Here is an 11,595-nt window from a genome sequence, read left to right as displayed (position 1 = left end):
GCTCCCTGAGGAGCCCGGAGCCTGCGGAGGGCGTCACGAAGGGTCCCGCTCGGCCGCGGCCTTCTTCCGTTCGATGTCGGCGAGGGCGCGTTCGAGTTCGGCGCGTTCGGCGGCGTTCGAGGCCCAGTCGTCCATCCGGTTCTTGACCACCCGGGCGGGGGCGCCGACCGCGATGGCGTAGTCGGGGATGACGCCCTTGACCACCGCGTGCGAGCCCAGCACGCATCCTCGCCCGACGATGGTGTTGCGCAGCACCGACACCTTGGCCGCGACCCACGTGTCCGGCCCGATGCGCACCGGGCCCTTCACGATGCCCTGGTCTTTGATCGGCAGCGTGATGTCGTCCATCTTGTGGTCGAAGTCGCAGATGTAGCACCAGTCGGCGATGAGGGTGGAACCGCCGATCTCGAGGTCGAGGTAGGAGTTCACCACGTTGTTGCAGCCGAAGACGGTCTTGTCGCCGATGCGGAGGCTGCCCTCGTGGCAGCGGATGGAGTTGCCGTCGCCGATGTGGACCCAGCGACCGATCTCCATGCGCGCGAGTTCCGGCGTCGCGTGGATCTCGACGTTGCGCCCGAGGAACACCATGCCCCGCAGCACGATGTGCGGATTGGCCAGGCGAAACCGCGCCAGGCGGTAGTAGCGCACGAGGTACCACGGTGTGTACGCCCGGTTGCGTCTGATCCATCGCAGCGAGTCCAGCGTGAGAAAACGCGCCTGGTCGGGGTCGCGGCGTCGGCCCGCGCGCCGGCGGGACCGGTACGACGCATTCCACATGGTGGTCATGACCAGAAACCCTAATCGACGCGATTTTCGCGCACGATAGGCTCACTGCTGGCGCGGAGGGTGCCGTTCGATGGCATGCCCGGCGCCTGGACACGACGCAGAACAGGGCACGACGACGAGGAGCAGGATGGCTTTGGCACGACCGCAGGTGTCTCGACGCCGCCGATCCGCGCTGACCCGCCCGCTCGTCGCGCTGACGGCCGTGTGCTCGATGGCGCTCGCCGCCTGCTCGGACGGCCACATCGACGTCCGCTCCGTGCCGAGCGTCGGCTGGCCCAGCTACGGGGGCGTCCCGGGCAACGCCAACTTCGCGTATGCCGATGTGCCGGAGGACCTCACGCTGAGCTGGACACGGCCGACCGGCGGCCCGGTCACCGCGCCGGTGACGATCTCCGGCAAGGGGAACGTGGGCGTGACGTCGAATGCGGCGCAGGGATGCAACGTGCTCGTGCTCGACAGCCGCTCCGGACGCAAGAACTTCTGCAAGGACATGCGGGCCGGTGTCGAGATCAACGCGATGCTCGTCGATCAGTACGACCAGCCCTATCTCGGCGAGGAGACGACCTTCCTCGCCTTCAATGCCGGCGGCGCCATCCGCTGGCGGGCCGGCGTGATCGGGGTACCGCTGTCGGCGAAGTTCGCGGCCCCGAACGAGGTGCTGGTCGCCACCACACAGGGTCAGATCCTGCTGATCGACACCCAGCGCAACGAACTCCTCGCGCCTGAGGTGAGACTGCGCGACGACGCCGATCCCGCGCAACCGCTCCGCGGCTTCGGCGATTGCGTGAGCAACGGGCCGCAGTGCGCGATCCCCGCCCCCGCTGCCGTCGACACCGAACGAGAACGCTTCTTCCTCAACTTCTTTCCCCAGGGCGCAGCGACGTCGCAGATCCGCGCGATGAAGTACGGCGCCGTTGCCGGGAACCGCGAAGTCCGGACCGCGTGGCAGGCCGACGTCCCCAGCGGCGTCATCGGGACCCCGACGCTCTCGGCCGACGGCGCGACCGTCTATGCGTTCTCGCGCGACGGCAAGATCGTCGCCCTGAACGCCGAGGACGGATCGACGCGGTGGACCTACGACATCGGCGGCCACGGATTCGCGACGATGACCGTCTCCCCGGACGGTCTGATCATCCCGACCGGTTCGCTGGGCGCCCCGCTGACTCTGCTGCGTGATCGGGGCGATGGTGCCGAACAGGTCTGGCAGCGCACCGATCTGGCGACGGTGAGCCTGTCCGCCTTGACCCAGCAGCAGACCGCGTGGACGGTCGCCCGCGATCCCGGCAAGGACTCCCTGTCGCTGGTCGAGGTGTCCACGACCGACGGCGCGACGAAACGGACTCTGCCGCTGCCGGATTCACGCGGTTTCGCGACCGGCGTCTCGGTGTCCTACTCCGGACAGATCGCGACCGCGACCAATCTCGGCGAGGTGTACTTCTTCGACAGCAAGGCCGATCTCGACTAGGTGTTCGTAGAGTGCGGGATTCGTACTGGAAACCGATACAGATCCCGCACTCTGCGTGGTCGGGTTGGTTTCAGAACCGGACACCCGGCTCACAGATGAACGCGACACCCTTGCGCCCGATCCGGGTCAGCACCACCGACAACGGCCGGGAGCCTCTGAGCTTGAGCTTCTTCCGCAATCGGTCGGGGTCGACGTCGAGTCCGCGGACGAGGATCTCGAGGGGGCCGCAGTCGAGCGCCGCGAGCGCCTTCCGGAGTGCCTTCTCGGTCACGCCCGTCTGCTCGATCACCCGGAATCCGCGGGCGCCGTCGGGGACGGAATCACCCGTCAGATAGGCGATCTGCGGATCGAGTTGCCAGAGCCCGGACCGGTGGGCATAGTGCTTGACCAGCCCGGCGCGCACGATCGCCCCGTCCGGGTCGACGATCCACTCCCCCGCCTCACCGGCCGGCACGTCGTCGTCCTCGCGGTCGGTGACCTCGACCTCGGCGACCGTTCCGTCGGCGCGGGTGCGCAGCACGGTGGCCCGCCGGCCGGGCTCCACACCCGGGCCCGTCCACAGGCACGCCTCGCGCACGCCGCCGTCGAGTGAGGTGACCTGGACCTCGCCGTCGAAGCCATAGCGGTTTCGCAGCATCTGATGGTCCAGTCCGGGAGCGCATTTCACGATGAGCCCGCGACCGGGATAGGTCGTCAGCAGCTCGAAGAGCGGTGGGGTCAGCTGATCGAGCCGGAAGATGCGGCCCGCATCCGATCGCCGCGCGGGATCGGCGAGGAGCACGTCCGCGGTCGAGGTCGGGGTGAGCGCGTCCGCGACCAGCAGCGTCGCCTCCGGCACGTTGGAACGCGCCATCGCGAGCCGGACCCGGTCGATGTCGCTGCCGATGACACCCGAGATGCCGTTGGCGCGCACCAGCTCTCGCAACTCCGCCCCGATCGAACAGGTCAGGTCGTGCACCACCGATTCCGGGAACCGCGCCGCGATCTCTTCCGCACGGTGCGCGGCGACCACCGACGCGGTCGCCTGCTGCAGGGCGTCATCGGTGAGCAGGAGGCCCTCGGCATCGCGCAGCTTCGAGCGGGCGCGCCTACGACACTGCACCGTCTCGATCAGTGCGGCGTCGTGGGGCGCGTATCGGCTGCGTACCTCGGTGATGTCAGCCAGCATCGTCGACGGGGTGAGCTCGAGGCCGGACACCGTGTCGAGCGCCTTCTCGCCGTGCCGCGACCGCAGGAACGCGACGTCGTCGAGATCGAAGGAGTAGCCCATGGCCTGACGACGGAACCGCCTACTGCGGCTTCGTCCCCGTCACCACGACGTTGTAGAAGAACTTCGGGGGTACGACCTTGCGGAGCACGTTCTCGTCGAGCCAGGTCAGCCGCTTCCATCCGCCGAAGGCGAATCGCGCCCAGCCCCACCCCAGCTTCTCCGGCGGCACCGCGGCCTCGAAGGTGCGGACCGGCCAGCCGAGCATCGCGGCGGCCAGTTCCTCGGTGGCCGTGTCCACCTTCTGCGCACCGGCCGCGCGCGCGATACCGGCGAGCTCGTCGGGATCGAAGGTGTGGATGTCGACCACGGCCTCGAGCGCGGCCGCGCGGGAGGACTCGTCGAGCTCCTCCTGCGGGCGCCGCCATCCCTGCAGCGGACCGAACTTGGTGACGTTCGTCGTGGCGAACCACGTCGCGCGACTCATCCAGCGTGCGTAGAAGTCGCCGATCGTCGACGGTTCCCCCGCGAAGATGAACCGACCGCCCGGCTTGAGTACGCGCAGCACCTCGCGAAGCGCCTGCTCGACATCCGGGATGTGGTGCAGCACAGCGTGTCCGACGACGAGGTCGAAGGTGTTGTCGTCGTACGGGATCTTTTCCGCGTCGGCGACCCGGCCGTCGACATCGAGACCGAGGTTCTCCGCGTTGCGCAGGGCGACCTTGACCATGCCCGGCGAGAGGTCGGTGACCGACCCCTTCGACGCAACACCCGACTGCATCAGGTTCAGCAGGAAGAAGCCGGTGCCACAACCGAGTTCCATCGCGCGGCCGTACGGCAGGGGCTCGTCGGTGGACACGGCGTCGAAACGGCCACGCGCGTAGTCGATGCAGCGTTCGTCGAAGCTGATCGACCACTTCTCGTCGTAGGTCTCGGCCTCCCAGTCGTGGTAGAGCACCTGGGCGAGTTTGGTGTCGGTGAGGGCCGCCTTGACCTGTTCCTCGGTGGCGTGCGGATTGGGAGCGGGATCGGTGCCCGGTGTGGCGTCGGTGGTCATGATCGCTTCCTGTGTGCGTGGTGATGGGGTGCTGTGGTCGAGGGGTACGCGGCGACGACGGCTCAGCGGCCGACGAATTCCGCCTTCCCCGGCCCGTTCTCGAGGAACGAAGTCAGACCGATGGCGCGGTCCTCGGTCGCGAATAGCGGGGCGAACAACTGCTCTTCGATCTTGAGCCCGGTGTCGAGGTCGACGCCGAGCCCCTGATCGACGGCCTTCTTGATCGCGGCGAGCGCCACCGAGGCGGCGCCGTCGAACTGTCCGGCCCAGGCGAGCGCGGCGTTGTAGACCTCGTCCGGCGCGACGACCTCGTCGACGAGTCCGATCGCCAGCGCCTCCGCGGCGTCGACGAAGCGGCCGGTGAACATCAGGTCCTTGGCCTTCGACGGCCCGATGAGGCGTGCCAGCCGCTGCGTGCCGCCGCCGCCGGGGATGAGACCGAGCAGGACCTCGGGCAGCCCGAGCTTCGCGTTGTCACCCGCGATCCGCCGGTCGGCACCCAGCGCGACTTCGAGGCCACCGCCGAGCGCGTACCCGGTGATGGCCGCGACGGTCGGCTTCGGGATGGCGGCGATCGCGCCGAGATCGCTCTGCAGGCGACCCGCCACCCGGCTCATCTCGGCGTAGCCGACGTCCCGCATCTCCTTGACGTCCGCGCCGGCCGCCAGGATCTTCGGGCCGCCGTAGACGACGACGGCCTTGATGTCGGCGCGGACCGTGGCCTCCTCGGCCGCGGCGGCCAGTTCGGCCTGCACCTGCCGGCTCAACGCGTTCATCGGCGGCCGGTGCAGCAGGATGGTGCCGACCCCCGGATGAGCGTCGGAGCACTCGAGGGTCACGAACTCAGGCATGGTCGAAGGCTACCGGTAGGTAAGTCCGATCGATGCCCCAGCCCGGCGACCCAGGCCGACGACCCGGCACGCACGACGCGGCCCGGAGTCCGCCGCTCGCCGGCATCGGAGCCATACAGTGGCGGTCATGGCGAAAACGTCGGGTTCCGCAGGTGATCCCATCGAACTCGAGGTCGGCGACCGCACCGTCCGGCTGTCGAGTCCCGACCGCGTCTACTTTCCCGAGCGCGGTGAGACCAAGCGCGATCTCGCCGAGTACTACCTGTCCGTCGGCGACGGGATCGTCCGTGCGCTGCGCGACCGTCCGTGCATGCTGCACCGGTTCCCCAAGGGCGTCAGCGGCAACAAGGTCCACCAGAAGCGCGTCCCCGCCGGCGCGCCGGACTGGCTGGAGACCACCGAGATCTACTTCCCGCGGTACGGCCGCACCGCCGACGAACTGTGTGTCACCGAGTTGGCGTCGGTGATCTGGGCGGTGCAGATGTCGACCGTCGAGTTCCACCCCTGGAACTCACGACGCGACGACCCCGAGTCGCCCGACGAGTGGCGTATCGACCTCGACCCGATGCCCGACTGCACGTTCCCCCGGATCCGGCGGGTGGCGCACGTCGTCGAAGAGGTTCTCGACGAACTGGGTATGCGCGGGTTCCCCAAGACCTCGGGCGGTCGCGGGCTGCACATCTACGTCCGCATCGCGCCGGAGTGGGGCTTCCCACAGGTCCGGCGTGCGGCGCTGGCCTTCGCTCGGGAGGTCGAGCGTCGGGCGCCCGACGACGTGACGACGACCTGGTGGCGCAAGGACCGCGACCCGGCGGCGGTCTTCGTCGACTACAACCAGAACACCCGCGACCACACCATGGCGTCGGCATACTCCGTGCGCGGCAACGAGCGGGCCACCGTGTCGACGCCGATCACCTGGGCCGAGATCGACGACATCGAACCCGACGATTTCACCATCGCCACCGTGCCGGCCCGGTTCGCCGAACTCGGAGACCTGCACGCGGAGATCGACGACGTCGCGCACCGACTCGACACCCTCATCGACTGGGCCGACCGCGACGACATCGGCACCGACGAGGACGCCGAGATCATCGATATGGATCGGTGATGTCGCGTAACGACCGCAATGCCTTCTCCAGGGCGGCGAACTGAGCGTCGCCGAGATGCTCGCGCCACTCCTCCTGCTGCGCCTCGACCTCTCGCGCGGCGACCTCGCACAGATGAACGCCGCGCTCACTCAGCGTCACCAGCCGGGCGCGACGGTCGGACGGGTCCGGCACCCGGGTCAGGTAGCCAGCCGCCTCGAGTTGGTCGACGATGCCACCCGCGGTCTGCTTGGTGACACCCGCCTGCTCGGCGAGATCGGTCAGCCGCATGGGTTCGGGTGCCAGCCGCTGTAGCACCCGGGACTGCGCCGGAGTGATGTCGTCGGCCCCTTCCTCGGCGATCCGTGCCAACACCCGGCGCTCGGTCGCGCGGTGGGCGATGAACATCAGGACGGCGATCTGCGGGTCGGACACGACGTTGACTTTAGTACGAAACCCTGACTAATATCAGTCAGGGAACCTGACTATCTGTGCGGCGGGAGCGACCGATGGACACCGACCTCATCTGGCAGCGCATCGACGAGCAACGACTCGAACTCGCCGCACTGATCGAGACCCTCACGCCCGAGCAACTCGCCACCCCGTCGCTGTGCGACGCGTGGACGGTGCGCGACGTCGCGGTCCACCTCACCCACTCCCACACCTCACCGGCACGAGCGATGATCGCCGCGTGCCGATACGGTTTCCGGTTCAACACGATGATCCGCGAACTCGCGCTGCGCGACGACACCACGGCGGGCGAGGCCGCCTCGAAGTTGCGCGCCATGGTCGGTTCGCGTCGGCATCCGATCGGGACGACTCCCATGGCGCCGCTGCTGGATTCGCTCCTGCACGGGCAGGACATCGCGGTCCCGCTCGGACTCGACCGGCCGATGCCGACCGACGCCGCGACGGCGTGCGCCGACTACCTGTGGTCGACGGGTTTCCCGTTCCACGCACGTCGCCGGAACGAGGGACGACGCTACGTGGCCACCGACTGCGACTTCGCGGCCGGGACAGGCGCGGTCGTCGAGGCGCCGATCCGCGACATCGTCATGCTGTTCGGCGGACGGACGAACGCCGCCGGGGCTCTGGCGCCCTCAACCTGACAGCGCGTCCGGTCAGAGCGTGATCTCGGGCGGCTGCTGATCGCCGAGAGTCCGGAAGTACTCGTCGGAGCCGGGGAAACCGAGGCCGGCCAGCCCGGCGCCGGGTGTCACGTTCGGCAGGATCGGTTCGATGACACGTTCGGCGTCGAGCAGTTCGTCGATGGTCGAGAACTGCGAGACGTAGTTGAGCTGCGACCACGTGGGCGGCATGAGGAAGTGCTGGCCCGCGGCCCAGGAATCGATCGCGACCCGGGCGTTCACCCACCGGGCGACCTCGGCTTCGGTGGTCTCGGCGTCGGCGTGCTGTCCGTCGGGCATCGCCGCCAGGAAGAACCGGGTGTCGTAGCGCCGCTTCTCGTTCACCGGGGTGATCCAATGCGCGAGCGGACGCAACAGATCGGCACGCAGCGTCAGTCCGCGCGCGGTGAGGAACTGCGCGAACGACAACGACTTCTCGACGAGGCGTCGCCGATCCTCGGCCAGTCCCTCCGGGTCGGCGAAGGCGCCGTCGGCATCGGTCGCGAGCAGGACGCCGCATTCTTCGAACGTCTCGCGGACGGCCGCGCACACCAGGGCCTGGGCGATCTCGGCGTCGCTGCCGAATTGCCCGGCCCACCAGGTGGCCTCGGGACCCGTCCACGCCAGGTCGGCGTCGGCGTCCCGGTTGTCGACGCCGCCGCCCGGGAACACCGTCATTCCCCCCGCGAAGGCCATCTGTTTGACGCGGCGTTGGAGAAACACCTCGATGCCGTCGGCAGCGTCGCGGACGAGCACGACGGTCGCGGCATCCCGCAACGGTGCAGACACGATGTCCGGGCCCTGCTGCTGTGTCGACGTCATTCAGTTACCTCCTGCTGCTCGACGGTGGCCACCCGCACGGCGCCGGCGCCGCGCGAAGTACCGGCCGTCGACTTTGTCCAGAACGATCTGCTGGTGGAAGGCGGCGGTGAGGTTCTCACTCGTGAGTACCTCCTCGAGCAGCCCCTGGGCCACCACGCCACCCTCGGACAGGATCATCGCATGTGTGAAACCTTCGGGGATCTCCTCGACGTGGTGGGTGATCAGCACGATGGCCGGGGCGTCGGGGTCGGCGGCCAGACGCGCGAGACGATCGACGAGTTCTTCGCGGCCACCCAGGTCGAGCCCGGCGGCCGGTTCGTCGAGCAAGAGCAGTTCGGGGTCGGTCATCAGCGCGCGCGAGATCACGACACGCTTGCGCTCGCCCTCGGACAGCGTGCCGAAGCGACGGTCCGCGAGGTGCTCGGCGCCCATCGATTCCAGCGATTCGACGGCCTGCGCACGGTCCATGGCGTCGTAGCTCTCGCGCCACCGCCCCAGGACCGCATATCCCGCCGAGATGACGACGTCGCTGACAATCTCCTCCGGCGGCACTCGATCGACCAGCGACGGGCTCGAGACCCCGATCCGGGTCGACAGCTCGCGGATCTCGACCCGGCCGAGCTTCTCGTTGAGCACGAAGGCGGTGCCCGACGTCGGGTGGATCTCCGCCCCGGCCAGTCGGATCAGTGTCGTCTTGCCCGCGCCGTTGGGTCCGATGATCACCCAGCGTTCGTCCAGTTCCACCTGCCACGACAGCGGGCCGACGAGAGTCTTGCCGCCTCGAACGACGGCGACGTCGCGAAAATCGATCAAGAGGTCGGGATCGGATTCGGTCACTCCCCCATCCTGCACCACGAGGGAATGGTCGACCCGTTCGACTCACGGCAGACCGGACGGCGGGAATAGTCCGGGGCGTCGGCCGCATTGAACATCGTCGTGACCCCTTCGAACCTCCCCTTGTCGATCCTGGATCTCGCGCAGATCGGTCGTGACGAGACTGCCGCGCAAAGCCTGTCCGCCAGTGTCGATCTCGCACAGAACGCGGAGAAGTGGGGCTACCGCCGGATCTGGTACGCCGAGCACCACAACATGTCGGCCATCGCGTCGTCGGCACCGGCGGTGCTCATCGCACACATCGCCGCGCACACCTCGACCATCCGTCTCGGCGCCGGCGGCGTGATGCTGCCGAATCATTCCCCGCTGACCATCGCCGAGCAGTTCGGCACCCTCGCCGAACTCCATCCCGGGCGCATCGACCTCGGGCTCGGGCGCGCGCCCGGCAGCGATCAGCAGACCTTCGCGGCCCTGCGCCGCACCCACGCCTCCGCGGAGCGGTTCCCGCACGACGTCCTGGAGCTGCAGGCCTTCCTCGGCGACGAGTCGCGTGTCGAAGGCGTTCGCGCGACCCCGGGCGCGGGCACCCACGTGCCGCTCTACATCCTCGGCTCGTCGCTGTTCGGCGCGCAGCTCGCCGCGGCCCTCGGACTTCCGTACGCCTTCGCCTCCCACTTCGCGCCGCAGGCGCTCACCGAGGCCGTGGCGTTGTACCGCCGCGAGTTCCGGCCGTCGGAGGTCCTCGCCGAGCCCTACGTCATCGCGGGTGTCGGAGCGATCGCCGACGAGGACGCCGACCGTGCGCAGGCGCAGCTGCAGATCGCGAAACGTCAACGCGTGTCGCTGCTCTACGGCCGCGGCCGGACCTTCACCGACGAGGAAGCCGACGCCATCCTCTCGATGCCGCAGGGACGCCAGATCGACGAGATGCTGACGTACTCGGGTGTCGGGACGCCGGGCGAGGTGCGCGACTACCTCTCGTGGTTCGCCGGGCACGCCGACGCCGACGAGCTGATCGTCGCGTCGCTGGCGCCCGATCGTGACGTGTGGCTGGGCACCTTCGGCCACCTCGCGCCGGTGAACTCACCGGTCGCCGCCGGCTAGCCGGGATCCGAGGGCCGACCGTCAGGCCAGCCGGAAGTCCTCGAAGTCGAACCCGGGCACGACGATGCAGCTGACGAGTGACGGCTCGTCCCCGGCGGGCCGGGCACGCTGCCACACGCCCGGCGGCACGAGCGCTTGCGGGTGCTCACCGGATTCGATGTCGGGCCCGACCAGAATCGTGGTGGGGTCACCGGGGGCATCGGCGTCCCCGCCGAGATCGAGTTCGACCGGCGCTCCTCGATGGTGCAGCCACAGTTCGGCGCCGCGTACCGTGTGCCACGCCGACTCGTCGCCCGGCATGAGGACGAAGTAGATCGCCGTGCCGGCGGCACGGTCGCCGGTATAGCCGTCGGCAAGCGACGCCGACGGCACGACGACGTCGCTCCGCCACGTCTCCCGGAACCAGCCGCCTTCCGGATGGGGTTGCAGATCAAGAGCTTTCACCCATTCCGGCGGTACCGCAGCGCTCACGTGTCCTCCTGGGCCCGGATGACCTCGGCGATGACGGTCACCGAACCGGGCGCGATCTCGGTGAACCCGGCGTCTCGAACGGCCACCGCCCTCCCGGCGGCATCGGCGGAGAGCAGTTCTCGCCACCGCCCGGGCGTGGCCTGACGGACCGCGAGCGGGCAGTCGTCCCGACGCCACTCGATCGCGTCGTACGCGGCGAGGAGCTTGGCCGCCAGCATCGACGCGTGACCGACCTGCGCGGCCAATTTGCCGACGGTCATCGGCAGGTCGGGATTGGTCCACAGCACGACGCCCGAGACCGGCGGCTGATCGGGCAGCTCTCCCTCGACCTCGGTCCCACCGATCTGCAGCTTCGCCACACGCCGGTCGAGGTCACCGACGCGGCCGGGCACGAACGCCCGTGCCGACGCCCCGCCCTCGGTCGCGGTCACACCCCAGACCTCCTGCGCGGCAGCCCATTGCGCGCCACGCGCGCGCCGGGCGATCTTCCGGATTCGTGCGTCGCACCAGGCGTCCATCGCCGCCGACCACGGACCGTCGCCCGCACTTCGTTCGTCGAGGCACAGTAACGCCACCGCTCGCGCTGCCGCGGTCAGCAGTTCGGTGCGGTCGGGCGGATCGTTCTTCTCGATCCGGAGCACCATCGCCATCGCCAGGACGTCGGCGGGGTCAGACGGGTCGTCACCGCCTCCGACGTAGGCGACCAGCCGCCGATGATCGGCCACGATCGCTTCCGGATCGACCTGCGGAGAGACCGTGCGCTCGGATCCCATGGAGCGGTGCGAG

13 protein-coding genes are annotated in these 11,595 nt (G+C 69.1%); 4 read left to right on the top strand and 9 right to left on the bottom strand.

The window, feature by feature from the left end; genetic code table 11:
• Positions 1–33: 33 nt before the first annotated feature.
• Positions 34–786 carry an acyltransferase gene (locus M4D77_RS09570; RefSeq protein WP_065632672.1) on the bottom strand — a complete coding sequence of 251 codons (753 nt, stop codon included), beginning with the start codon at positions 784–786 and terminating at the stop codon, positions 34–36.
• A gap of 127 nt (positions 787–913) precedes the next feature.
• Here M4D77_RS09570 and M4D77_RS09565 point away from each other — a divergent pair, with 127 nt between their 5' ends.
• Positions 914–2,251 (top strand): PQQ-binding-like beta-propeller repeat protein, encoded by a 1,338-nt coding sequence (locus M4D77_RS09565; RefSeq protein ID WP_259936104.1) that lies wholly within the window; start codon positions 914–916, stop codon positions 2,249–2,251.
• Positions 2,252–2,321: 70 nt separating this feature from the next.
• Here the strand turns inward: M4D77_RS09565 and M4D77_RS09560 are convergent, their stop codons facing one another.
• The 3 genes from M4D77_RS09560 to M4D77_RS09550 all read right to left on the bottom strand — a co-directional run bounded on the left by M4D77_RS09560 (position 2,322) and on the right by M4D77_RS09550 (position 5,366).
• Entirely contained in the window at positions 2,322–3,521 is a 1,200-nt protein-coding gene (locus tag M4D77_RS09560; RefSeq protein ID WP_259936103.1) for a THUMP-like domain-containing protein, read from the bottom strand.
• Positions 3,522–3,540: 19 nt separating this feature from the next.
• A complete protein-coding gene (locus M4D77_RS09555; protein WP_259936102.1) occupies positions 3,541–4,515 on the bottom strand; it encodes a class I SAM-dependent methyltransferase in 975 nt (324 codons plus the stop codon).
• 62 nt (positions 4,516–4,577) lie between these two features.
• On the bottom strand, positions 4,578–5,366 hold the full coding sequence (locus tag M4D77_RS09550) for an enoyl-CoA hydratase/isomerase family protein (protein WP_058252172.1): 789 nt from the start codon (positions 5,364–5,366) through the stop codon (positions 4,578–4,580).
• Positions 5,367–5,493: 127 nt separating this feature from the next.
• On the opposite strand from M4D77_RS09550, the gene ligD reads away from it, so the two are divergent.
• Positions 5,494–6,474, top strand: coding sequence for a non-homologous end-joining DNA ligase (ligD, locus tag M4D77_RS09545; RefSeq protein ID WP_137809015.1), 981 nt, complete (start codon positions 5,494–5,496; stop codon positions 6,472–6,474).
• Here ligD and M4D77_RS09540 read toward each other — a convergent pair.
• Positions 6,455–6,859, bottom strand: a complete 405-nt coding sequence (locus M4D77_RS09540; protein ID WP_396266566.1) for a MarR family winged helix-turn-helix transcriptional regulator — start codon at positions 6,857–6,859, stop codon at positions 6,455–6,457. The two genes, ligD and M4D77_RS09540, sit on opposite strands and share 20 nt — an antisense overlap.
• Positions 6,860–6,960: 101 nt before the next feature.
• Here M4D77_RS09540 and M4D77_RS09535 point away from each other — a divergent pair, with 101 nt between their 5' ends.
• A complete protein-coding gene (locus M4D77_RS09535) occupies positions 6,961–7,560 on the top strand; it encodes a maleylpyruvate isomerase family mycothiol-dependent enzyme (RefSeq protein ID WP_259936100.1) in 600 nt (199 codons plus the stop codon).
• A gap of 12 nt (positions 7,561–7,572) precedes the next feature.
• On the opposite strand, the gene M4D77_RS09530 is transcribed toward M4D77_RS09535, so the two are convergent.
• Positions 7,573–8,400, bottom strand: coding sequence for an NUDIX domain-containing protein (locus tag M4D77_RS09530; protein ID WP_259936099.1), 828 nt, complete (start codon positions 8,398–8,400; stop codon positions 7,573–7,575).
• Positions 8,401–9,237 carry an ABC transporter ATP-binding protein gene (locus M4D77_RS09525; RefSeq protein WP_259936098.1) on the bottom strand — a complete coding sequence of 279 codons (837 nt, stop codon included), beginning with the start codon at positions 9,235–9,237 and terminating at the stop codon, positions 8,401–8,403.
• Positions 9,238–9,336: 99 nt separating this feature from the next.
• Between M4D77_RS09525 and M4D77_RS09520 the strand changes: the two genes are divergently transcribed.
• Complete coding sequence (locus M4D77_RS09520; RefSeq protein ID WP_058252200.1) at positions 9,337–10,338, top strand: LLM class flavin-dependent oxidoreductase; 1,002 nt, start codon at positions 9,337–9,339, stop codon at positions 10,336–10,338.
• 21 nt (positions 10,339–10,359) lie between these two features.
• Here M4D77_RS09520 and M4D77_RS09515 read toward each other — a convergent pair whose 3' ends face one another.
• Positions 10,360–10,809: a cupin domain-containing protein gene (locus tag M4D77_RS09515; protein ID WP_065632665.1), complete on the bottom strand. Its 450-nt coding sequence runs from the start codon at positions 10,807–10,809 to the stop codon at positions 10,360–10,362.
• A complete protein-coding gene (locus M4D77_RS09510; protein WP_259936097.1) occupies positions 10,806–11,582 on the bottom strand; it encodes a peptidyl-tRNA hydrolase in 777 nt (258 codons plus the stop codon). The genes M4D77_RS09515 and M4D77_RS09510 overlap by 4 nt, the downstream gene beginning before the upstream one ends.
• Positions 11,583–11,595 lie beyond the last annotated feature (13 nt).

It is taken from the genome of Gordonia sp. p3-SID1431 (assembly GCF_025143765.1).
In the GTDB taxonomy this organism is placed as follows: domain Bacteria; phylum Actinomycetota; class Actinomycetes; order Mycobacteriales; family Mycobacteriaceae; genus Gordonia; species Gordonia hongkongensis.
This window is presented reverse-complemented; position numbering and strand designations above follow the sequence as displayed.

Bases quoted from the DNA above. Each gene is read 5' to 3' on its own strand.
- M4D77_RS09550 (WP_058252172.1), bottom strand. From the start codon at position 5,366: ATGCCTGAGTTCGTGACCCTCGAGTGCTCCGACGCTCATCCGGGGGTC.
- M4D77_RS09560 (WP_259936103.1), bottom strand. From the start codon at position 3,521: ATGGGCTACTCCTTCGATCTCGACGACGTCGCGTTCCTGCGGTCGCGG.
- M4D77_RS09540 (WP_396266566.1), bottom strand. From the start codon at position 6,859: ATGTTCATCGCCCACCGCGCGACCGAGCGCCGGGTGTTGGCACGGATC.
- M4D77_RS09570 (WP_065632672.1), bottom strand. From the start codon at position 786: ATGACCACCATGTGGAATGCGTCGTACCGGTCCCGCCGGCGCGCGGGC.
- M4D77_RS09555 (WP_259936102.1), bottom strand. From the start codon at position 4,515: ATGACCACCGACGCCACACCGGGCACCGATCCCGCTCCCAATCCGCAC.
- M4D77_RS09535 (WP_259936100.1), top strand. From the start codon at position 6,961: ATGGACACCGACCTCATCTGGCAGCGCATCGACGAGCAACGACTCGAA.
- ligD (WP_137809015.1), top strand. From the start codon at position 5,494: ATGGCGAAAACGTCGGGTTCCGCAGGTGATCCCATCGAACTCGAGGTC.
- M4D77_RS09510 (WP_259936097.1), bottom strand. From the start codon at position 11,582: ATGGGATCCGAGCGCACGGTCTCTCCGCAGGTCGATCCGGAAGCGATC.
- M4D77_RS09530 (WP_259936099.1), bottom strand. From the start codon at position 8,400: ATGACGTCGACACAGCAGCAGGGCCCGGACATCGTGTCTGCACCGTTG.
- M4D77_RS09565 (WP_259936104.1), top strand. From the start codon at position 914: ATGGCTTTGGCACGACCGCAGGTGTCTCGACGCCGCCGATCCGCGCTG.